The sequence below is a fragment of the Lysinibacillus sp. S1 genome (genome assembly GCF_044986265.1).
Classification (GTDB): domain Bacteria; phylum Bacillota; class Bacilli; order Bacillales_A; family Planococcaceae; genus Lysinibacillus; species Lysinibacillus capsici.
The window spans coordinates 853,789-875,431 of sequence record NZ_CP173154.1 but is presented as its reverse complement, the minus strand read 5'-3'; the positions used below and the strand labels follow the sequence as shown (position 1 = coordinate 875,431).

The window sequence follows — 21,643 nt, the reverse complement described above, 5'->3', positions numbered from 1 at the left end:
ATACAGTATGATCGCTATATTATTATTTATTCTTGCGGGAATTGGTGAAATAGGTGGGGGCTATTTAATTTGGCTTTGGTTACGAGAGGGTAAACCTTTTTATTGGGGCATTATTGGCGGTATTGCACTTGCTCTGTACGGCGTTGTTGCAACATTCCAGTCCTTCCCTACCTTTGGCAGAGTTTATGCAGCCTATGGTGGGGTATTCATCGTGTTGTCTATTTTATGGGGGTGGGGCATTGATGGCAAAAAGCCCGATCATTTAGACTTTATTGGCGCAGGGATATGCTTAATAGGCGTCATTGTAATATTGCTGCCTCGCTCTTAGCATTGAAAAAAGGTTACTACAACAGAATAGTAACCTTTTGTAATCTATTTTTTACGAGCAATAAAGCGCAGACGATAATAATCAATGACCCATTCATTCTGTTGGAAACAAGTTGGCTTTAATAATTCCTCACATGTCGCATAAACCTGCTCTTTCTCATCAGCCTTTAAGTGCTGTAGAAGATTTTCACTAAACATGACCAACCAGTTGCGAAGCCCATCCTGCCCTTGAAGTGGTGTAGGGCGTTTATAGAGTGTGATATTCTCGACCTGAAAGCCAGCCTTTTCTAATTTTGATTGATATTCCTCGACGCTTGGAAAATACCAAGGGAAATAGTGGTCGATATAGGGAAATTGTAAAGATTCCATACTTTTTTGCAGAGCCCAAATGATAGATGCAATATTGCCTTGTCCACCCATTTCAGCAACAAAGCGTCCACCGTTCTTCAGTGCACCATAGACATTTTCGATAACTACATCAGGTTCCTTCATCCAATGAAGTGCGGCATTGGAGAAAACGGCATCAAATTGCTGAGAAAAGTGCATCGCTGTAGCTTCCATCGTTTGAAAGTTAATGGCAGGATATTTTTGCTGAGCAGCTAAAATCATTGTAGCCGACGCATCTACTCCGAGCACAGAAGCTCCAAGTGCTGATATGTCATTAGCCAAATCTCCTGTACCACAACCCACATCTAAAATATGTTCATTTTTTTGCGGCGCTAGTAGATTGACTAAGCTTGTACCCAATTTTGACACGAAATCATGCTTTTCATCATATAAATGAGCATTCCATTTTGTTTTTGTTGTCATCCTATTTCATCTCCTTTAGTAGAGCATAGCAAAGGAGGTCATCCAACAGAAATGCGAAAAATCATGAATTTTGATTCCAAATTGGAATGATTGCTTTCTCTACAACAGCTAGCTTTACACGCTATCAAATTTCCTATCCGANCACATAGTCAAGGTATGTAAGAAATGTGTTTCTCAAGATTGGAAAAAATGATGTTTCCACAAAAATTTTGAGTAAAATAAAAAGGTAGCTGATGTTGTTTTCAGCTACCTTTTGTTATGGTTAAAGCTTTGTTAATGTTTTGCCACTCCAGCCAAACAAGATCGTAAGAATTGGTCCAAGTAAACAGAAGAAGGTGAATGGTAGGTAATCCAGTGTGGAAATACCGAGAACACTTGCGATAAAAATACCACAAACACTCCAAGGCACAAGAGGGTTGACAACCGTACCAGCATCCTCCATGACGCGTGAAAGGTTTTTTGGTGCAAGCCCAACCTTTGCAAATTGTGCCTTAAAGGCCTCCCCAGTTAATAGAATGGATAAGTACTGTTCACCGATCAATGTATTAACACCGATGCCCGTGATGGCAGCACCCGTAATAACAGAACCAGCACTTTTAAATAAGCTTTCGACCTTCGTTAAAATGCTTTGAATAATGCCTAGTGTGAATAAAAGTCCACCCATTGTTAAAGCAAGTAAGACAAGCGCGATTGTAAATAGCATACTATTCATCCCACCACGAGTGAGCAAGGCATCTACCTCTTTATTACCAGTTTGAGAGACATAGCCATCAAACAGAATTTTGAAGACATCTGAAGCGGGAACTGGGTCAAGTAAAGAGCCAAGACCTACTCCAATAATGGACACAACAGCCAATGTAATGACTGCAGGTGCCTTGTAAAAAGTCATGATTACGAGAACAACAATTGGCAATAATGTATACCAATGAATAAGTCCTGTAGACAGTAAACCCCCTTTAAATTGCTCCACTGTCTCAAAGGATGTAGCAGCTCCTGTTGGGGAGATAAAAGCATAGAGCACAAAGGAGATAAGAAAAGCAGGGATGGTTGTCCAGCCCATATTTTTAATATGCTCAAAAAGGTCTACACCAACTGTACCAGAAGCAAGATTGGTTGTATCGGATAATGGAGACATTTTATCACCAAAGAAGGCCCCAGAAACAATCGCTCCAGCTGTAATGGTTAGCGAGATATCCATAGCTCCGGCAATGCCCATAAATGCTACACCAACCGTTGCGACAGTTGTCAGAGAGCTTCCAATTGAAATACCAACGATACTACAAATTAAAAACACGATAGCAAAGAAAAAGTTTGGCGACACAGTTAAAAAGCCATAATAGATAAGGGTTGGGATCGTTCCACCCATAATCCAGCTGGAAATTAAAATGCCAATAAAAAAGAAAATAAAAACGGCGCCAAGTCCAGCGCTAGCACCAGCAATCATACCACCCTCAAGATCGCGAAAGGGTACTTTTTTCAGTAATCCATAAGCCAGTAAAATGGCAATCACAAGAAAAATCGGGATATGCGGCGTAGCCTTTAAATAGCCAATACTATAAGCCATTATGGCGATAATTAAAATAGTGATAAAGCTTGCCTCAAGAAATCGAGGGTTACTCTTTGCTTCTATTCGAAACATGTGAATCCTCCTAATAAATACTTCTGCGCTTCAATGCGGTGAAGCCCAAAAGTATTATAGCACGCTAATATTTTTTGTCAATTGACTGAAAATTGGCGGTCTCAATGAAAGAAATAATCCAAGGCATTTTTCAAAATCAATAAACATGTCATGACAATAAAGATGACACGCATCATGCTCGTTCCACGCTTCAGCGCAAATTTGGATCCAAGGATTGCCCCAAAGATCATGACAAAGCMCATCGAAAAACCATAGAGAAAATGAACTTCTCCTAAAACTAAAAACATGATTAATGCCGCTAAATTTGAGGTGAAATTAAAAGCTTTCGCATTACCAGCAGCTTGGAGAAAATCATAGCCCATCATTAATAGAATAAAAATAAAAAATGAACCCGTACCTGGTCCAAAAAAGCCATCGTAAAAGCCAATAGCCGCAAATGCACCTATATAGGCTAAATGTTTGGCTGTACTAAGTACACGCTCTTGATATTGCTGTCCCCAATCTTTTTTAAACATTGTATAAGCAGCTACAAGGACGAGCATAACAAGCATAAGTGGTTTTAAAATAGCAGGGGACACAAGATGGACAGTAAAGGCACCGAGTAAAGACCCTACAAAGATAAAGGGGAGGATTTTCCGATTTTCTTGATATCAACTTTACCTGCACGTAAAAAAGTTAGCATACTTGTACCATTACTAATGGTATTGGCCAGTTTATTTGTGGCAATGGCTGTACTTGGAGGTAAACCAACAGCCATTAATGCAGGTAAGGAGATGAGCCCACCACCTCCAACAATCGCATTTAAAAAAGATGCGATAAAAGCAAGTAGTAATAATATCGTGAGTGAAAGTAAATCAATATCCATAAATATACTCCCATCTTTCCTCATTGCGTTTTAACATAGCGTACTGCGGAAGTCAAAAAATAACAATGAAATTCCAGCATTTTCATGTAAATTTCGTTTACAATTCCTTAACATTTCACAAGACAAACAAATAAGCAGAAAAAAGTTTAWWTCAAGTATTTTTATAAAAATAAAATAAAAAATGGTCATTTTTAAAGAAAAAATAGTGAGTTTTAATATTTGATTTCCAACGTTTACAACTTGCGAAATAGATTAAAAATAAATGTGGCAAATTTTATATTACAGTTTTGTAAAATCAACATCTTAGTGTTTAAAATTTTGTAGAATTGTGTAAATGTTTTGTTATGATGGTTCAGAAATTGACAATATTTTTTCAACAGGAGGAACAGGATGTTCAACTCAAATAAGCAAGATCCATTTTTTCAGTCACTATTAAAAATCGCGAAAAACGTGAATGAGGGTATCTATTATGCTCATAATGCCCGTATTCAAGATATAGATGCGCTAAAAGAAATTGCAGATACAATGAAGCAATACGAAACAAGTGGCGATAAATTAATCCATGAGCTAATTGTTATGCTGAATAAATCCTTTATGACGCCAATTGAGCGTGAAGATATTTTAGCATTAGCCAATAAATTAGATGATGTGATTGATGGAATGGAAGGCTGTATTGCGCACTTCAATATGTACAACCTAACAGAAGTAACAGAGCCAATGCGTCAATTCCTCACATATATTGCGAAAAGCACGGACGAAATGGTACAAGCCATGGAACTGTTAAATAGTAAAAAGCTTGTGGAAATGCGTAAACATGCTATTCAAATTAAGGATAATGAACGTGAATGTGATGAAATTTTCCGTTCTTCGATGAAGCAATTATTCATCCAAGAAAAAGACCCAATGCGTTTGATTGTTTTCAAGGATATTTATGAGCAATTTGAAGACATTGCGGACAGCTGTCAAACAGTAGCAAACACAATTGAAACAATAATTATGCGTAATGCATAAGATGGAGTGTACGAAATGGATACGATCTTATTAATCACCATATTAGTCGTTATTTTCGCACTTGTGTTCGACTTTATTAACGGCTTCCATGATACAGCCAATGCGATTGCTACCTCTGTATCGACCCGTGCCTTAAAGCCACGTACTGCGGTTTATATGGCAGCAGTAATGAACTTCGTCGGAGCGATTACATTCGTTGGGGTAGCCAAAGCCTTAACAAAAGATATTGTGGACCCATTTTCTTTAAATGCCTATGATGGCGATATTACAGGTTCTGTTGTGATTTTAGCAGCCTTATTATCTGCCATTACATGGAATTTATTAACATGGTATTTTGGGATTCCATCAAGTTCTTCTCATACATTAATAGGTTCTGTTGCAGGGGCAGCTATTGCCGCAGCAGGATTTGATATTTTGAACTATGCTGGGTTTATTAAAATTCTTCAAGCACTTATTTTTTCACCATTACTAGCGTTCGCAGCTGGTTTCCTGATGATGACATTATTAAAAGTCATCTTCAAAGATATGAATTTATATCGAACGAATAAAGGCTTCCGTACAATGCAAATTGGGACAGCAGCCTTACAATCCTTTACACACGGGACAAATGATGCGCAGAAGGCAATGGGTATTATTACCTTGGCGCTAATCGCCGGCGGCCTACACCAAGGAGATGATATTCCTTTCTGGGTACGTTTTGCTGCAGCAACTGCGATGGGTCTTGGTACATCTGTCGGAGGCTATAAAATTATCAAAACGGTTGGCGGTAAAATCATGAAAATCCGCCCAGTAAATGGGGTAGCAGCAGACTTAGCTTCTGCATCGATTATCTTTGGTGCCACATTAATCCATTTACCAGTTTCTACAACACATGTTATTTCTTCATCCATCATGGGTGTCGGAACAGCACACCGTGTTAAAGGCGTTAAATGGGGGATGGCACGTAAAATCGTTACAACATGGGTCATCACGATGCCAATCTCTGCTGTCATGGCAGCATTGATTTACTATATTCTAAGTTTATTTTTCTAGTTCGCTAAGGAATGCACAATCACAGTGCATTCCTTTTTTAATGGGATAAAAATGAAGGATGTAGCGGATAGAACCGGCAAAGTGGCGGATAAGCCGGTTAAAGTAGTGGATAGAACGGCAAAAGTGGCGGATAACCCGGTTAAAGTAGTGGATAGAACCGGCAAAATTGGCGGATAGCCCGGTTAAAGTAGTGGATAGAACCGGCAAAGTACCGGATAGACCGGTAAAAGTGAAGGATAGCCCGGGCAGGAAGAAAACTGCGTCGATGAAATCGGTAGCCTCCTCCCCTTGTATAAAGTGCGGATACGCTCTAAGGTAATTATAAAGAAAGTGTAAAGTTCGGAGAAAATCGTTTTTTCCGTAGTAAGGTGAATGCAGGAGGAAAATGATGAAGGAAAAATTACTACTGATTGAGGATGATACAGCGATTGGGCGCATTGTGAAGGATACGCTAGAACAGGAGGGCTATTGTGTGACATGGGCTACTACGGGCCTTGAGGGACTGGAAGATTTTCAAACGCAACCTTTCGATTTAGTGCTAGTGGATTGGATGCTGCCAGAAATGGATGGGTTAACGGTTTGTCAAAATATCCGTTGGGAGAGTGATGTGCCAATCCTAATGATGAGTGCCCGCAAGGAAGATGCGGATAAGGTGGAGGGCTTGCAGGGGGCAGACGATTATATCGCTAAACCATTTAGCTTAGAAGAATTAAAGGCACGAGTTGCCTCTCATCTTAGACGCTGGCGACGCTACCACAAGCAAGACGTGATAGAAGAGCATACTGCCTATGCGAATGGATTAACAATAGATTGGCAACGACAAATAGTATGTGTTTATCAGCAAGAAATTGCATTAACTCAAAAGGAGTTTGCCCTTGTTAGGCTGCTAGCTAAAAATCCGAGTCAAACCTTTACAAAAGAAGAACTGTATCAGCATATTTGGCAGCAAGCAACGTTAGAGGACACTCATACTGTCACAGTGCATATCAAGGCACTGCGCGAAAAGCTCAAGGATTCTGTGAAAAACCCAAATTTCATTCAAACTGTGTGGGGTAAGGGCTACCGTTTTATTGGTGAACCATTATGAAAATAAAAGCGTGGTTACTAATTATGTTTTTTATTGTAATGGTCATACCCATAGTAGGAGCTTATAGCCTTTATGTGTGGATTAATGCTTATTACCAAGATAAAAATGTGGCGGAGTACTTTGACAAGTGGACAGAGCTAAATCAGGTAAAAGATGTCGTTGACAATCCAGTGCTTTATCAAAAAAATGCCGATTTTGAGGAGATAGAGGAACTTACCAATGAGAAGCTGGCGATTACCCTCTATACGAAATCTGGCTATGTTTTATATTCCTCCAACCCTTTGCTAACGGGCTATGTAGGGAAAGAGCGTATGTTAAATGGTTTATATGATTTACAGCAAGCATACAACGCCTTTACATACAAGGAGCCTGTATATCTAAAAGGTGATTTGCTTGGCATCTATGAAATTCAATTAATACGAACAGATTGGGTAAAGGGTGTAGAAAAGCGTTCATGGCTTGTCATCGCAAGCACGATCCTGTTGTTTCTTATCATTTATTTAACTGTCATCTTGTTGCTTCATCGGAAACTGAATCGGCCATTAGGTGAACTGATGCAGCACATGCGTAATTTTGCGAAAGGTCAGCATGTTAAATCAACTCTAAGCGTAAGAAAAGATGAGATTGGGGCACTCGCCAAAACATTTGAGGCGATGCAGGTTGAAATTGAAAAGACTCGGGCTTCCTTAAAAGCGGAACAACAGCAAAAAGAAATGATGATTGCAAGTATTTCCCATGATTTGAAAACACCCCTTACAGCCATCCAAGCCTATGCGGAATCTTTACAAAATAAAGGCTTATCAGAACAGCAGGTGGCAGAATATCAGCAGGTCATCGTTACGAAGGCAGATCGGATGAAGCATATGTTAGAGGATTTAATGATGTTTACCTTACTTCAATCAACGAACTATACATTAGAGCTCATTGCTGTGGATGGAGAAGAATTTTTTGACATGGCCTTGTCTGACTATGAACCGTTATGTGAGGAAGAAGGATTTACATTAAAAGTCTTCTGTTCCGTGGATGGACTCTATGCTGTGCATCCTAAACAACTTCAGCGTGTCATTGATAATTTATTGAGCAACGCCTGGCGTTATGGGGAAAAGGGGACAACAATAGGCTTAGCGGCAGTCAATGCTGGAAATGATCCCGAATGGGGCTTTGATTTCTTGAAGTCTGCTTTAAACAAGCAAGAAGGCATGTATATAATTGTGCAAAATCACGGAAGAGGCATACCACAACAGGACATTGTAAAATTATTCGAGCCAATGTATCAAGCAGATTATGCGAGATCAAAGGCTGGTGAACGAGGAACAGGACTAGGCTTAAATATTACAAAACAAATTATTGAAAAACATGGGGGTACTGTCGAACTGCTTTCTAGAGAGAACATTGGAACAGCGGTAATTTGCTGGCTACCACCTTATAAAGGAGTAAATGAATGATGAATTGGAAAAGATCTTGCCGAGCAGCAGGCTTAATTGCTGTTATGACATTTAGCTTGGTGGGCTGTAATTCAGAGGCAACTTATACACCTCAGGAAATTATCGACCAAGCCCTTCAAGAATCGAAAGAGCCACTCACTTATTATGGCGAATATACGTTAGATATGGGAGAGCTAGGTGGTAAAGCTCAAGTGAAGGAATGGGTAAAGGATAGCAATAGACGGATAGAAATGACAGGCGATAATGGTGAACATGTTATCACAGTCAAAAATGATGCTAAAGTGATTAGCTATGATGTCACTGAAAAGACAGCCTACACAATGGATTATTCACAACCTGAATTAGACAGCTTGCAATCACCTAAAGATCAGGTACAGCTTATTTTTAATATGGTTAAAGATACGCATGATATTAAGATAGCAGGAGAAGAGAAGGTTGTAGGTAGAGATACCTATAAAATCGTCGCAAAAACGAAGAATACGGAATCGTTATTCGGCGATATTGAAGCTTGGATTGATAAAAAGACTTGGCTGACATTAAAAATGAAGACAGATAGTGCAGGGACTCATATGCTCACTGAATATTCTAAGATTAATTTTGGTGAAAAAATAGATGCTCAACAATTTACACTAGATCTACCAAAGGATGTAACGATTCAGGAAATTAGCGGACAGGATACTTCTGAATCCGTTTCATTGGACGACGTAAAGCAGCAGCTTGAAAAGTTTTTATTAGTACCAGAAGTAAATGGTCTAACGTTAGACAACATATCCATGGTTAAAGGGATAGAGGAACGACCAGAATACTCTTTCGATTATGTTTTAGATGGAGAGCTAGCCTTTTTCGTCACGATTTTTAAAGCAGATGCTAGTGTTGCAGATATTGGTCCCATTTTAAATGAAAAAGAAATAGATATTCGAGGACAAAAAGGCACTGTTATGGATGGTGAAAATTTCCGTTCCCTTGCTTGGCAAGAAAACGGCTACCAATATAGTATGGTTGGGCAAAATCCAGAATTAACAGTTGAGGATCTTTTAAGCTATGCGCAACAAATGACCGTTGTACAATGAGGTGATACTATGAAAAAAGCGCAAGGACTAAAATGTCTAGCATTGTTTTTATTTACCACTATTTTCTTATATGGGGTAGGGGAAACATATGAGGTGTCTTGGCTACAATTTCACTTTACGGGACAATATCAGGATGTAGGCTTTTATTTCAGTTTTACATCCCTCATTCCAATATTAATTGGATTGTTAATGGTGGGTCTATATGAATCATTGTTAAAAAGATTCATCTAAATAATTTGGAGCAGGATCAGAGTGGAGGATCCTGCTTTTTTTATGGTAGAAATAGAGTTGGTATATTACAATATTTATGTAAAGAGGATATTAATAGGAGGTTTCTTCAATGGCTACATTTCTACATGGCTTTGCTCAACAACTCATTTTCCCCTTGTTTATGATTTTATGCTTTTATTTCACATTAACTTATTTTCATCATCTAAAGACAGGCGATGATCGTGGTATTAAGAACACAAAATGGGCTGCAGTGGTATGTTTAGCTTTCGCTTTGGTTGCACCAGCGCTTTATAATGTGATTACGTTTATGGTCATGATGAGGTAAAGTGATAATTTTGGCACAATACGTACATAATGTAAGGTAACAGGTTTAGTCCTTCTAAAATGAGGGAATATACATTCATCCTAGGATATTGTAGGTGGTACATATGTTTGACAATTTACTATTTCAGTTACCTTTTATTATTTTTATCGGTTTATTTTCACAGTGGTTAGCATGGCGTTTTCGCATGCCTGCCATTGTCATTATGAGTATCGCTGGGCTAATTATTGGTCCGTTTACAGGGTTAGTGTCTCCAAAAGAGACATTTGGCCCTATTTTTCATACCATTATTTCTCTGGCAGTTGCCGTTATATTATTTGAAGGAAGTTTAAGCCTTGATTTTCGAGAAATACGTGGCTTTAAGAAGTCCATATTGCGTATTTCCACAGTAGGGGCAGCCATCGCTTGGATTGCAGGCTCTACTGCCGCGCATTTTGTTGCAGGGCTATCATGGCCAGTCTCTTTTGTCATTGGTGGATTATTTATTGTGACAGGTCCAACCGTTATTTTGCCTTTATTGAGACAAGCAAAATTGAAGGAGCGACCAGCAGCTATCTTAAAGTGGGAAGGCATCGTTGTAGATCCTTTTGGCGCATTGTTAGCGCTATTTGCGTATCAGATCGTTTTGGGTATATATCATTTAGAAGGTGGGACATCTCTAACCATTTTCTTTGTTTCCGCCTTTTTAGCCGCCCTGTTAGGAGGGGTCGTCGGTTATGTAATGGGGCAATGCTTGGAGCGTGGTTTGATTCCAGAGTTTTTGAAATCACCTCTGTTACTTGCTACTATTTTACTTGTTTTTGCCCTAAGCGATGCCATCATGCATGAGACGGGCTTATTGGCTGTGACAGTGATGGGGCTTGTGATGGCAAATATGCATTTAACAAGTCATCATGAGCTGTTGCATTTTAAAGAAAATATTTCGGTTATTTTAATTTCAAGTGTCTTTATTATGCTGACGTCGTCTTTAACCATCGATACGTTATGGCAAATCGTTGATTGGCGTATGCTACTATTCGTGCTAGCAATGATGTTTATTGTTCGACCGTTATCAATTTGGATTGCAACCATTAATACGGGCTTAACATTGGAAGAACGGGCCTTAATTGGGTGGATTGCACCGAGAGGGATTGTAGCATTAACCGTTTCAGGTTACTTTACAACGGCACTACAAGACGTAGGTTTTCAAAGTGCACAATTATTAACAGCGCTCACATTAGCACTTGTTTTTGCGACAGTGGTTGCCCATGGCTTTAGCATTGGCTGGCTTGCGAAAAAATTAGATCTACAAGCTTCCACTGGGAAAGGTATTGTGATTGTAGGCGCTTCTCCATTTACAACACAGCTCGCAACGTCCCTGCAAAATAACGGAATTGATGTGTTGATGATGGATCGTGCATGGGAAGATTTATCTGCTGCTCGACAAAATGGTATTAAGACGGAAACAGGTGATATTTTAAGCGAGCATACTGAGTTTTATGTTGATTTAACCCCATATGATCAATTAATTGTAGCAACAAAGCAGGACGCCTATAATGTCCTTGTTTGTGCAGACTTTGTTCCAGAATTAGGGCGTCTCAATATTTTTCAAACGGCTTTACATTCTACAGACCCCAAAAATTACTCACGGAAGTACGGGGGACAGCTTCTTGTCGATGCACAGCATGATATTCATCAGCTCAATGAACTGATAGAGCAAGGTGCACAACTTCGTCAAACGAAAATTACAGAAGTATTTACATGGAAGGATTATGTAGAACAAAATCCTCATGCCGTCTGGGTGTATGCTATAACACAGGATGGAGCTATCGTGTTGGATATGGTCAATAAATATGACGATATAAAACATGAACCACATACTATTATTAGTTTAATTCGCTAAAACCAGCCACCTGTTTGTGCAGGGCGGCTGGTTTTTTGATGCAAGAGAAAGGAGACTAGTTGACTGAAAATGACCATGCTTGTAATTAGTGTTCTGCCTGTTTCATACAAAACAAGAACAGCTAGCTTAAAGAGAGCAACTCCATATTCCAATGATGAATAATGGTAATCCCACCCCAAGAGAGCATTTAATTAGGAGATTTTTCTACCCCATTTCTACTAAAAATCGCAGTGTTAAATGGCTAGCCATACTTTCCTCCTCATTACGCAATCTGCTGTAAATGTGTCTTCTTAAAAGCGTCATCATATTTTAAACCATAGCCAAGTGCGCGATCTAAGAAAATATGTGCGAGCCAAATCAGGGCAGCCATCAGAGGTATTGATGTAGTCGTTAGTAAACCAATCACCATCAACACGGCAGGTAGCACAAAACTATGCCCCATATTATAGAAAAGAGCGCCTATTTTTGTATTGATGAGATAGCCAACCATGGTGATGTCTGGGAGCAATAAAAACACAATAAAATAAAGCCATGGAAAATTTAGATGACCATAGAAAAAAGCTATGATGATGAAAGCAAGGATATATTCGATTGAGATGATTTTACGTAGTGACATTTAACCACGACCTTCCAGTAAATTTTGATACATATCCTCAATGAGTAAGGCAATTTTTTCTCGATTTTCTTCAAATTGTCCGTCAGCCATTAATGTTTTTGTCAATTGTAACGAATGAAGCGCATGCTGATAGAATCGTAGTTGCTGCTCAATTTGGGCAATCTTTGTGGAAAATAGCTGTACCGTTTCTTCATTACATGCTGTTGAAATAGGCTTTTGTTCGAGTGTCAGTAAATGTTTAATTTCTTGAAGCGTAAAGCCTAGCTGACGTAAAACGATAATAAATTTCATTGTATGTTCACACATGGCATCATACACACGGTAGCCATTGTCTTGTTTTTGCGGCTGTAAGAGTCCCTCTTTTTCATAGTAGCGAACGGTATCAGTTGTTAATTGAAATTTCTCGGCGAATTGTTTAATTTTCATGTAAGTACCTCCTAAATTCATCCTAACATTGGAGTATGCTCCAAGGTCAAGGTGCTTGAGGAAAAAATTTAAAAAAATGAAACGGTCATTCAGTGGCAGTCGTTTATAGTGTAAGAAGGGGAGGTGGACGGCATACTTGAGGAAATGATCGAAGAACATGCAGCACATTTATTACGTCTCGCCTATTTTTATGTAAAAAACCGACAAACCGCAGAGGATATTGTGCAAGAGGTCTTTATTAAATTTTCTCAGCGTGGTTATGAAGAACGCGGGCAGTTGCGTGCGTATTTATCCACTCTAACGATTAATCAAAGCAAGGATTATTTAAAAAGCTGGCATTATAAGAAATTACTATTACAAGAAAAAATATCTCCTATTCAGGGGAATAGACAACGAGATGAGCTCGTGGCAGCAGAGGAACGGTCTCACATTGGGGCAGCTATTTTAAAGCTTTCACTTACCTATCGGGAGCCTATTATCCTTTATTATTTTGAAGAAATGAAAATTCGTGATATTGCCCAGCTACTTGGCATTGCGGAGAATACGGTGAAAACAAGACTGAAGCGGGCAAGAGAAGCATTAAAGCCTCATCTAAAGCAGGAGGAATGGGAGGTGCTTAGACATGAATGAGATACAGAAGGAATTACTCAAAGTCGCTGGTGATATGACAGCAAGCAAAGAACGAGTCAAAAAACAAGTACTACAACAGTCTATCAATAGAAGGAAGCCTTTTCGTTTCACTCTATTAACCATCCTACTGACACTTTGTGTGGTGGGGTTTATGATGGTGCAGCTTCTTACGAACGAAACAGAGCAAACAACCTCACTATTTCATGAAAGACAGCTTGAGCATTTCGAACGTATTAATCGGCTAATGTGGCCAGGGAAAGAGCAGGAATTTTATAAAGAGGAAGCCTATCTATCGTATGAGAAGCTCGTTGCCGCCTACTATTTTGCGAAATCATTAGGGATTGATTATTCTAAGGCAGAGCTAGAGGCGGAGAGAAAGAAGCAGGTAGAACAGTTGGAAATGCTTTATCAAGCATCTGAATACGAAGCACTATTTCAGGGATTAGCACCGAAACAGTATGTTGAAACATATCTCGAGCCCCTACTGCCGATGTATACAACGCGAACAAAGCTTTATGCCTTCTATAAAGAAAAATATCCAACTTTTTATGTTTACCAAGAAGTAGCCAATATTGATGCCAAACGATATTTCCAAGCGCATTATACTGATCAGGCAAAAGCCTTTCAAGAGGAGCATAACATCGTCATACGGACTAGTTCACATGGCTCTTCAATGGTTGGAACAGTTGCAGAGGTTGAAGCGAATGTTTTCTTATTTATTGAAGGAGTGATTCCCAAGGACCTTGATCATATGACGGAAGAACAGCTTGCTGAAAAATATGAACAGGCCAATTGGTATCCTGTGCTGGATGATTTTCCTGTCAAGCAGGGGGATTATATTACTTTAACTTCTATGGGAACAGGCAGTATAGAGGAAAACGGGGTCGTAAGAAAATATGGTTTATTATCTAAACTGGAAAAGCTAGAGCCAACCATTACAAAAAAGCTTGAGCTAGAAAATGACAAAGAGGTCGCTCAGTTTTTACAGGATATCCCTTGGCAGCCCGCAAATTATATGAAAAGGCCACCCGAATATTCATTTGAAGTAGAAGGCGTCCGTATTGAAATGTGGAAGGGCTATGGCGGTTCAATTTATCTCCAAAAGGCTGGAAGCGGAGAAATTCACCTTAGTGCCAACAGAGCGAAGGCATTAATAGCCATCCTAGGCATAGAAGAATCTTAACAAGTCTCTTGAAAGAGGCTTGTTTTTTGTTTAGGGGAAAATTATAGTGAAAGTACCATGTTAAAATAACCTTTAATTGAATGTAGGAAAAAATACACAGTGATTTTCTTTATTAGGCTGAATTACTTAATGTCGAAAAAATAAATGAGTCCAAAGAATTGTAATATTTTAAGGTCAAAGGTAGTATTAAAGAAGTAAGGATGAAGAAAAGGAGGGGCGGTATGAACGCACAAGAATTTGAAGAACTATGGATTACGCTTAATGAGTTATATAATGCGGATCGTTTTTTAGAATATATAGAAATAAGTAGTGCCGCAATTGAAAGTGCCATTAAGCTTGAAATGTATGATAAGGCTATCCTTCTATTACGTTATAGCTGTGCCAGTTATTTTCAAACGGGTGATTTACAGCTTTCTATAAGTGTCCTTGAACAATATCGTGAGTTAACCTTTCAACATGGCAACGATATTGATTTAATTCAATATTACAATTTAGCAGCCATTTATTGGGGAACATTTGGTCATTTAAAGAAATCAGAAGAGTTGATGCTGAAAGGCTTAAAAATTGCTGAAGCAATCCAGCACGTGGAGAGCATGGGGAAAATCTATAACAATCTGAGCGACTTAGAAATATCCATGGGAAGCTATCGGACAGCTAAGGAATTTGCCTTAAAGAGTTTATATTATGCGAATGCGTTTGAAATAAAGCATAAAGAGCCTTATACAGGGATTATCCATCCGAAGACAAACCTAGCTGTTGCACTTATTTGGCTTGAAGAATTTGAGGAAGCCAATACGATATTGCAAGAATTAATGGCAACGATTCATCATCCACCCTATTCGAAAGTACAACTTGAGGTACTCAATGCCTATGCCTTCCTGTGTGAAAGACAGGGACGTATAAGTGAGGCCATAGATTTATATCAAAAGACAAAGCATTATGCTTTACAAAACAATGACCTTTCTCTACTTCAACTAATTTATAATTCTTTAGTGAAGCTAATTGAGGAGCAAGGCAATAAAATTGTATTATGTGCGATACAAAAGGAATATATAAATATTTTGTTAGAAATCCAGCGTGAAAACTATTCACATGTATTGTTTGAAATGGAATATAACGATCATAAGAAGCAGTTTGAAAAAAATGCCTATATTGATCCTCTGACGAATATTTACAATCGTCGCTATTTTGATGAACAGGCCAAAAAGATGGTCGAAAAGGCGACTGAAAATCATCAGCAATTGGCCTTGATGATGGTGGATTTAGACCATTTTAAAGAAATCAAGGACATGAATGGCCATTTATTTGGCGATGATGCTTTGACGAATACAGCCAAAACTTTACAGGACTATTTTCAGCCCTTTGAGTCCATTGTTGCCCGTTTTGGTGGGGATGAATTCATTGTGTTGAGTCAAGTAAAGGAAGGTGAGTCCGTGCAAACATTGGCTGACAACCTGTATCAAACCTTAACGGCACTATCACTAACAGTGAATAATCAAACGGTTCAGTTGGAATTTAGTATTGGTGTCAGTACGAATGATCATGGCAAAATTCAGAAAGTAGAGGAGCTTATCCAGCATGCGGATGAAGCGCTCTATAAATCAAAGCGTAACGGCCGCAACCAAATTACGCACTATAATCATTATTGCGATGTGGGAAATGGTATTTAAAAGAGAGAGAGGCATATCTACGCGGAAAGTGCCTCTTTCGTAAACGTGTTGCTAGTGTGATGGATTAAGCAAGCCATAAAACACAATATCTTCAAAAGTCCCGTTTTTATAAATATGCTCCTTTAAGGTTCCCTCATAGTGCATGCCACATTTCTCCATAATTTTCCCAGAGGCGGGATTAGATTGGAAATACCGGGCATAAATACGATGATACTGTTTCACCTGAAAGGCAAATTCAATCATCGCTTGAGCAGCCTCTGTTCCGTAGCCATTACCCCAATAGGGCTCTCCAATCCAATAAGCGATTTCTCCTCTTTGATGTTGGGATTGATTTGACAGTCCTATCGCTCCATATAATTGTCCACTTTGTTTGTCTGTTATCGCAAATTCGTAACTTCGATTTTCCTCAAAGTTTTGTTGATGCGTGGAAATCCATGATAATGCACATTCTAATGTATAAGGATAAGGTAAACTCAATGTGCTTTTATAGATCGCATAATTGTTACATAAAACACTTACTTCCTGTGCATCTGCATTCGTAAAAAGTCGAAGTATTAAACGTGTCGTTTCTATCGTCTTTTCGGTTGGCGAATAAATCATCGAATACCCCCTTTTCAATGGTTGGATTGATTATAGCACAATAAAAAGTAAAGTAAACCAAATAATGGGTGTTATAACGCATCTTGAATTGGAATAAAAATTTATTGAAAAACGATAAACTATATGATAAATTAAACAGGAGAATAAATAAAAGAGGTGCGTAAGATGAAACGAGAAACGCTCTTTTTAAAGATAGCTGTTTTTCTAATAGGTATACCCGTTCTTGCCTTATGTGTATGGGTGGTGCCTCGTGTTGCTTTGAATACAGTGGAGCATTCTCCCATTTTAACCATTGTTGCTTTAATTGGCGTCTATGCAACGGCTATTGCTTATTTTGTTGCGCTATTTACGACGATCAAACTATTAAGCTATATTGACCAAAACATTGCATTTTCAGAGCTGTCTGTCAAAGCTTTAATCAAGATCAAATATTGTGCAATTATTATTAGTAGTGTTTACGTGGTTGGCATGCCACTGATATACTATGCTGCGGAAGTAGACGATGCCCCAGGTCTTATACTTATTGGAATGGTCATTATTTTTGCTTCCTTTGTCGTGGCAGTATTTGCTGCTGTGCTGCAAAAGCTTCTAAAAAATGCCATCGATATCAAATCAGAAAATGATCTAACGGTTTGAGGTGAATACTATGGCAATGATCATTAACATTGATGTAATGCTGGCGAAACGAAAAATGAGTGTCACAGAGCTTTCAGAAAAAGTTGGCATCACGATGGCGAACCTTTCGATTTTAAAAAACGGCAAGGCCAAAGCCATCCGCTTTTCAACATTAGAGGCTATTTGTGAGGCATTGGATTGCCAGCCTGGCGATATTTTGGAATATCGGAAGAACGAGGAACTACAAAAATAAGGATCTGCGTAAAGCAGATTCTTTTTTTGAAGAAATTATTGCCAACAGAAGTAGTCCTATGCTAGGATAAAGAAAAGATATATCGACAGGCAGTCGGTCAATTATAAGGAGTTGTCTTATGAGAGAAATAAAAAAAGCGGAAGAACGCAGAAATGAAATATTAGATGCAGCGGATGAATTATTTGCACAGAAGGGATTTGATGGCACTAGTACGAGTAATATTTTGGAAAAAGTAGGCATTGCTCGAGGCACCCTCTATTATCACTTTAAATCTAAGGAAGATATTATGGATGCGCTCATTGAGCGTTATACAAGCACGATGCTAGCAAAGGCAAAAAACGTTGCAGCAGACAAGACTATAGCTGTAAATGAGCGGATATTGCGCGTTGTCATGGCATTGAATATGCAAAATGAACAGGGCGGACAGGAAATGATGGAGCATGTTCATAGGCCGCAAAATGCTTTGATGCACCGTAAAATACAGCAAGTGGTCATCAATCAAGTACCACCAATCCTCACTGCCATTATTCGTGAGGGCATTGAGCAAGGTATTTACCAAACGCCTTATCCCTATGAGTGTATGGAAATGATTATTGCTTATACCAATACGGTGTTCGATGATGATCTCGTCTTGATGACAGATGAGGAAAGAGCTGCCCGTATTCCGGCATTGATTTTTAATATTGAACGAATGCTAGGGGTGGAGAATGGTAGCTTATTGTATATGATGCAAATGTTTGGAAATAAAGAAGAAGGCAGTACGAACTAAGTTTTTTAGGTCTTGTTAGGTTTGATGGAGGTTAACAATATACAAAGAGGTGACTTATGTATTGGAAAATTGTTCGAAATGATATGGCGAATAGCAAGCTAATTACAGGTATGACCATGCTATTTGTGGCGGTAGCAGCTTTACTTGTCACACTATCAGCAGTACTTATTGTCCATTTGACAAGTGCAATTGACACGCTGATGAAACAAGCAGAAACGTCTCATTTTCTTCAGATGCATGCAGGGGAAATCGATCAAGTGCGGCTGACTGAATTTGCAGAGCAAAATAAATATGTAGATGAATATCAAATGAATGAATTTCTAAATGTGGAGGGCACGAAGATCAATATTGCGGGTACCACCTTGGCACATAGTGTGCAGGACAATGGTTTCAGCACACAAAGTGAGAAATTTGATTATTTACTTGATCTTGATGGTCATGTGATTGAAGTGGCAAATGGTGATATTTATGTACCTGTAAGCTATTGGAAGGACGGCATCGCTGACTTGGGGGATACTGTCATCGTTCATGATCAAACCTTTACAATAGCAGGATTTCTAAGGGATTCACAGATGAACTCAATGCTGGCTTCCTCCAAACGCTTTCTTGTCAGTGAACAAGATTATGCAGCAATCCAGGAAGCGGGAACAGTTGAATATTTAATTGAGTTTCGTTTGAAAAATTTGGCGGATTTGAAGAATTTTGAAGAAGCCTATACAAGTGCAGGGTTAGAAGCAAATGGACCAACCATTACCTATAAGCTTTTTCAAATGCTGAATGCCATATCAGATGGGCTTATGATTGCTGTTATCTTGCTCATCAGTGTCCTTGTAGTCGCTATTGCGTTTATGTGTATTCGATTTACATTGCTCACTAAAATTGAAGAGGATACTCGAGAAATCGGTGTGATGAAAGCAATTGGCCTACGAGTGGCAGATATTCAGAAAATGTATCTAGCCAAATATGGCGTTATAGCTGTGATTGGTTGTATGCTCGGTTTTGCCTGTTCCTTCTTCCTTCGAGATATTCTATTAGAAAATATCCGTCTGTTCATGGGAGAAACAGACAAAGTTTCACTCATTTGGTTGTTCACGGGTCTGGGGTTGTTGCTCGTGTTTATCGTGATTATGGGCTATGTGCAATCGGTACTGAAACAGTTTCGCAAGCTATCAGCCACGCAGGCTCTGCGCTTTGGCACAATGCAAGGAAAAGGGCAACATGCAAAATTATTGAACCTCAGCGCCAATAAAAGGCTACCGATTAATCTTTTCCTTGGCATAAAGGATGTGCTATCACGAAAAACACTTTATGCGACAATGCTTGCAGTATTAGTATTGGCAACATTTATTATCATCGTCCCTCAAAACTTACACAACACAATTGCAGCTAAAAGCTTTATTACGTATATGGGTATTGGGAACAGTGACATCCGAATTGATATCCCACAAGGCAAGCAAAATGAACAACAGGTGGCAGCGGTGAAGGATAGGCTTGAGCATGACACAGCCATTAAGAATTATACTGTTTTGACAACAAAAAAATTCACAACGATTGCCGAGGACGGAACAGCGCAAAACCTAAAAATAGAGCTGGGTGACCATACGATTTTTCCCTTAGAATATGCACACGGAGAGGCTCCGGTTGCTCCTAATGAAGTGGCACTTTCGGTGCTCAATGCAGAGGAGCTTCAAAAAAAGGTTGGCGATAGTTTAGCAGTGGTCATTAATGGACAGAAGAAAAATTTGAGGATCAGCGGTATTTATTCAGATATTACCAATGGAGGCAAGACTGCGAAGGCAGCTTTCTCTGACCATTCTACGGATAGCATGTGGAGTGTCGTCTATAGTACGATGGCAGATCCATCTCTTGTTGCAGATAAAAGGGCGGAATATGCAAAAACCTTCTCATTTGCCAAAGTGTCAGGTATTGATGATTATATTTATCAAACTTTTGGTACGACGATTCATGCCATCGAAAAGGCAGCTCGTGCAGCACTCGTCATTGCCTTATTGCTGTGTGTGCTCGTGACATTATTATTTATGAATATGCTGATTGCGAAGGATCAAGCGCCCATCGCTATCATGAAGGCATTGGGATTCACGAATGTCGATATAGCTACACAATATGCTGCACGTTCGATTTTTGTATTACTGCTTGCTATCTCGATGGGGACGTTGCTCGCAAACACGTTAGGTGAATATTTAACTAGTACGGTCATTGCCTCATTCGGGGCGGCTTCCTTTGATTTTATGATTAATCCACTAGCAGCGTATGTTTTTTGCCCACTAGCGCTTACAAGCGTTGTTCTGCTAGCTACGCTATTTGGTACGTCAAGGGCAGGGCAGGTAAAAATTATTGAGCATATAAAGGAGTAGAACCTATGAATATCGTAAGTGGTGAGCAAATAGCAAAGACGTTTCAGGTAGGCAAAGAACAGCATCCCGTTTTACTGGATGTATCAGTTGCCATCAATCAAGGGGAGTTTATTTCCATCATGGGCCCATCAGGCTGTGGTAAATCGACACTGTTGTATGCCCTTAGCGGAATGGACAGTATTGATCAAGGTCAGGTCATCTTTGATGGAATGGACTTAACGACATTAAGTGACAAAGAACTGGCTGATTTGCGTAGAACGAAAATGGGCTTTGTCTTTCAGCAGCCGACCTTTCTAAAAAGCTTAAATATCCTCGATAATATCCTGTTACCTGCGATGCGTGATGAGCGAAAAAATGTCAGGGCCTTGACAGAAAGGGCACTACAGATCATGAACAAAATGGGGATTGCAGACTTGGCAAAGCGAGATATTACACAAGTGTCTGGTGGGCAGCTTCAACGGGCAGGCATCTGCCGGGCCTTGATTAGCAACCCGCAGGTGATCTTTGGAGATGAACCCACAGGCGCATTGAATTCAACGTCTGCTCAGGAAATCATGGATTTATTAGCCKCCATCAATAGTGAAGGCACAACGGTGATGCTTGTGACCCATGATCCAAAGATTGCCGCAAGAACAGAGCGTATCCTTTTTATGTCTGATGGTGCTATCGTGAATGAATTGAGATTGCCTCGATTCACAGGCGCCGATTTAGACGATCGAATGCTCAAAGTTGTCTCTACTATGCAAAAAATAGGTATTTAGCTTGAAGAAATCCGTAATGATTTA

22 protein-coding genes and 1 pseudogene are annotated in these 21,643 nt (G+C 39.3%); 17 read left to right on the top strand and 6 right to left on the bottom strand.

What is annotated here, in order from left to right; genetic code table 11:
* The first annotated feature begins 7 nt into the window (after nucleotides 1-7).
* Nucleotides 8-328 (top strand): YnfA family protein, encoded by a 321-nt coding sequence (locus tag ACHZEU_RS04780; protein ID WP_004229297.1) that lies wholly within the window; start codon nucleotides 8-10, stop codon nucleotides 326-328.
* Between the two features lie 44 nt (nucleotides 329-372).
* On the opposite strand, the gene ACHZEU_RS04775 is transcribed toward ACHZEU_RS04780, so the two are convergent.
* The 3 genes and pseudogenes from ACHZEU_RS04775 to ACHZEU_RS04765 form a co-directional block, all read right to left on the bottom strand.
* On the bottom strand, nucleotides 373-1,137 hold the full coding sequence (locus ACHZEU_RS04775) for a trans-aconitate 2-methyltransferase (RefSeq protein WP_066037450.1): 765 nt from the start codon (nucleotides 1,135-1,137) through the stop codon (nucleotides 373-375).
* Between the two features lie 262 nt (nucleotides 1,138-1,399).
* Nucleotides 1,400-2,776: a Na+/H+ antiporter NhaC gene (gene nhaC / locus ACHZEU_RS04770; protein WP_404804094.1), complete on the bottom strand. Its 1,377-nt coding sequence runs from the start codon at nucleotides 2,774-2,776 to the stop codon at nucleotides 1,400-1,402.
* A 101-nt stretch (nucleotides 2,777-2,877) separates the two neighbouring features.
* A pseudogene (locus ACHZEU_RS04765) lies at nucleotides 2,878-3,641 on the bottom strand (sulfite exporter TauE/SafE family protein).
* A 390-nt stretch (nucleotides 3,642-4,031) separates the two neighbouring features.
* Between ACHZEU_RS04765 and ACHZEU_RS04760 the strand changes: the two are divergent.
* The 8 genes from ACHZEU_RS04760 to ACHZEU_RS04725 all read left to right on the top strand — a co-directional run bounded on the left by ACHZEU_RS04760 (nucleotide 4,032) and on the right by ACHZEU_RS04725 (nucleotide 11,721).
* Nucleotides 4,032-4,652, top strand: coding sequence for a DUF47 domain-containing protein (locus ACHZEU_RS04760; RefSeq protein ID WP_004229078.1), 621 nt, complete (start codon nucleotides 4,032-4,034; stop codon nucleotides 4,650-4,652).
* Nucleotides 4,653-4,667: 15 nt separating this feature from the next.
* Nucleotides 4,668-5,684 (top strand): inorganic phosphate transporter, encoded by a 1,017-nt coding sequence (locus ACHZEU_RS04755; RefSeq protein ID WP_004229076.1) that lies wholly within the window; start codon nucleotides 4,668-4,670, stop codon nucleotides 5,682-5,684.
* 388 nt (nucleotides 5,685-6,072) lie between these two features.
* Nucleotides 6,073-6,771: a response regulator transcription factor gene (locus tag ACHZEU_RS04750; RefSeq protein ID WP_054550906.1), complete on the top strand. Its 699-nt coding sequence runs from the start codon at nucleotides 6,073-6,075 to the stop codon at nucleotides 6,769-6,771.
* On the top strand, nucleotides 6,768-8,216 hold the full coding sequence (locus ACHZEU_RS04745; protein WP_281216619.1) for a HAMP domain-containing sensor histidine kinase: 1,449 nt from the start codon (nucleotides 6,768-6,770) through the stop codon (nucleotides 8,214-8,216). Before ACHZEU_RS04750 ends, ACHZEU_RS04745 begins: the two co-directional genes overlap by 4 nt.
* Nucleotides 8,216-9,286: a sigma-E factor regulatory protein RseB domain-containing protein gene (locus ACHZEU_RS04740; RefSeq protein WP_112118043.1), complete on the top strand. Its 1,071-nt coding sequence runs from the start codon at nucleotides 8,216-8,218 to the stop codon at nucleotides 9,284-9,286. The genes ACHZEU_RS04745 and ACHZEU_RS04740 overlap by 1 nt, the downstream gene beginning before the upstream one ends.
* A 9-nt stretch (nucleotides 9,287-9,295) precedes the next feature.
* The gene (locus tag ACHZEU_RS04735) at nucleotides 9,296-9,517 is read left to right on the top strand and encodes a hypothetical protein (protein ID WP_004229062.1); all 222 of its coding nucleotides are present in this window, start codon (nucleotides 9,296-9,298) and stop codon (nucleotides 9,515-9,517) included.
* 109 nt (nucleotides 9,518-9,626) lie between these two features.
* Nucleotides 9,627-9,842: a hypothetical protein gene (locus tag ACHZEU_RS04730; protein WP_048390387.1), complete on the top strand. Its 216-nt coding sequence runs from the start codon at nucleotides 9,627-9,629 to the stop codon at nucleotides 9,840-9,842.
* 103 nt (nucleotides 9,843-9,945) lie between these two features.
* Complete coding sequence (locus ACHZEU_RS04725) at nucleotides 9,946-11,721, top strand: sodium:proton antiporter (RefSeq protein ID WP_202341844.1); 1,776 nt, start codon at nucleotides 9,946-9,948, stop codon at nucleotides 11,719-11,721.
* A 262-nt stretch (nucleotides 11,722-11,983) separates the two neighbouring features.
* On the opposite strand, the gene ACHZEU_RS04720 is transcribed toward ACHZEU_RS04725, so the two are convergent.
* Together ACHZEU_RS04720 and ACHZEU_RS04715 are read right to left on the bottom strand one after the other, a co-directional pair.
* On the bottom strand, nucleotides 11,984-12,337 hold the full coding sequence (locus tag ACHZEU_RS04720; RefSeq protein WP_404804093.1) for a DUF4260 domain-containing protein: 354 nt from the start codon (nucleotides 12,335-12,337) through the stop codon (nucleotides 11,984-11,986).
* Entirely contained in the window at nucleotides 12,338-12,763 is a 426-nt protein-coding gene (locus ACHZEU_RS04715) for a MerR family transcriptional regulator (RefSeq protein ID WP_404804092.1), read from the bottom strand.
* A gap of 123 nt (nucleotides 12,764-12,886) precedes the next feature.
* Between ACHZEU_RS04715 and ACHZEU_RS04710 the strand changes: the two genes are divergently transcribed.
* From ACHZEU_RS04710 to ACHZEU_RS04700, 3 genes are all read left to right on the top strand, one after another.
* Complete coding sequence (locus ACHZEU_RS04710; RefSeq protein ID WP_054550910.1) at nucleotides 12,887-13,393, top strand: sigma-70 family RNA polymerase sigma factor; 507 nt, start codon at nucleotides 12,887-12,889, stop codon at nucleotides 13,391-13,393.
* Nucleotides 13,386-14,576, top strand: coding sequence for a hypothetical protein (locus tag ACHZEU_RS04705; protein ID WP_404804091.1), 1,191 nt, complete (start codon nucleotides 13,386-13,388; stop codon nucleotides 14,574-14,576). Before ACHZEU_RS04710 ends, ACHZEU_RS04705 begins: the two co-directional genes overlap by 8 nt.
* A gap of 221 nt (nucleotides 14,577-14,797) precedes the next feature.
* On the top strand, nucleotides 14,798-16,246 hold the full coding sequence (locus tag ACHZEU_RS04700) for a diguanylate cyclase domain-containing protein (protein ID WP_404804090.1): 1,449 nt from the start codon (nucleotides 14,798-14,800) through the stop codon (nucleotides 16,244-16,246).
* A gap of 51 nt (nucleotides 16,247-16,297) precedes the next feature.
* Here the strand turns inward: ACHZEU_RS04700 and ACHZEU_RS04695 are convergent, their stop codons facing one another.
* Nucleotides 16,298-16,846, bottom strand: coding sequence for a GNAT family N-acetyltransferase (locus ACHZEU_RS04695; RefSeq protein ID WP_131519866.1), 549 nt, complete (start codon nucleotides 16,844-16,846; stop codon nucleotides 16,298-16,300).
* Nucleotides 16,847-17,011: 165 nt separating this feature from the next.
* Here ACHZEU_RS04695 and ACHZEU_RS04690 point away from each other — a divergent pair, with 165 nt between their 5' ends.
* The 5 genes from ACHZEU_RS04690 to ACHZEU_RS04670 all read left to right on the top strand — a co-directional run bounded on the left by ACHZEU_RS04690 (nucleotide 17,012) and on the right by ACHZEU_RS04670 (nucleotide 21,619).
* Nucleotides 17,012-17,482, top strand: a complete 471-nt coding sequence (locus ACHZEU_RS04690; RefSeq protein ID WP_048390401.1) for a DUF2975 domain-containing protein — start codon at nucleotides 17,012-17,014, stop codon at nucleotides 17,480-17,482.
* A 10-nt stretch (nucleotides 17,483-17,492) separates the two neighbouring features.
* Nucleotides 17,493-17,714: a helix-turn-helix transcriptional regulator gene (locus ACHZEU_RS04685; RefSeq protein WP_004229042.1), complete on the top strand. Its 222-nt coding sequence runs from the start codon at nucleotides 17,493-17,495 to the stop codon at nucleotides 17,712-17,714.
* Nucleotides 17,715-17,832: 118 nt separating this feature from the next.
* The gene (locus ACHZEU_RS04680) at nucleotides 17,833-18,483 is read left to right on the top strand and encodes a TetR/AcrR family transcriptional regulator (RefSeq protein ID WP_202341847.1); all 651 of its coding nucleotides are present in this window, start codon (nucleotides 17,833-17,835) and stop codon (nucleotides 18,481-18,483) included.
* Between the two features lie 56 nt (nucleotides 18,484-18,539).
* Nucleotides 18,540-20,858 (top strand): ABC transporter permease, encoded by a 2,319-nt coding sequence (locus ACHZEU_RS04675; protein WP_404804089.1) that lies wholly within the window; start codon nucleotides 18,540-18,542, stop codon nucleotides 20,856-20,858.
* A 5-nt stretch (nucleotides 20,859-20,863) separates the two neighbouring features.
* On the top strand, nucleotides 20,864-21,619 hold the full coding sequence (locus ACHZEU_RS04670; protein ID WP_404804088.1) for an ABC transporter ATP-binding protein: 756 nt from the start codon (nucleotides 20,864-20,866) through the stop codon (nucleotides 21,617-21,619).
* The last annotated feature ends 24 nt before the right edge of the window (nucleotides 21,620-21,643 follow it).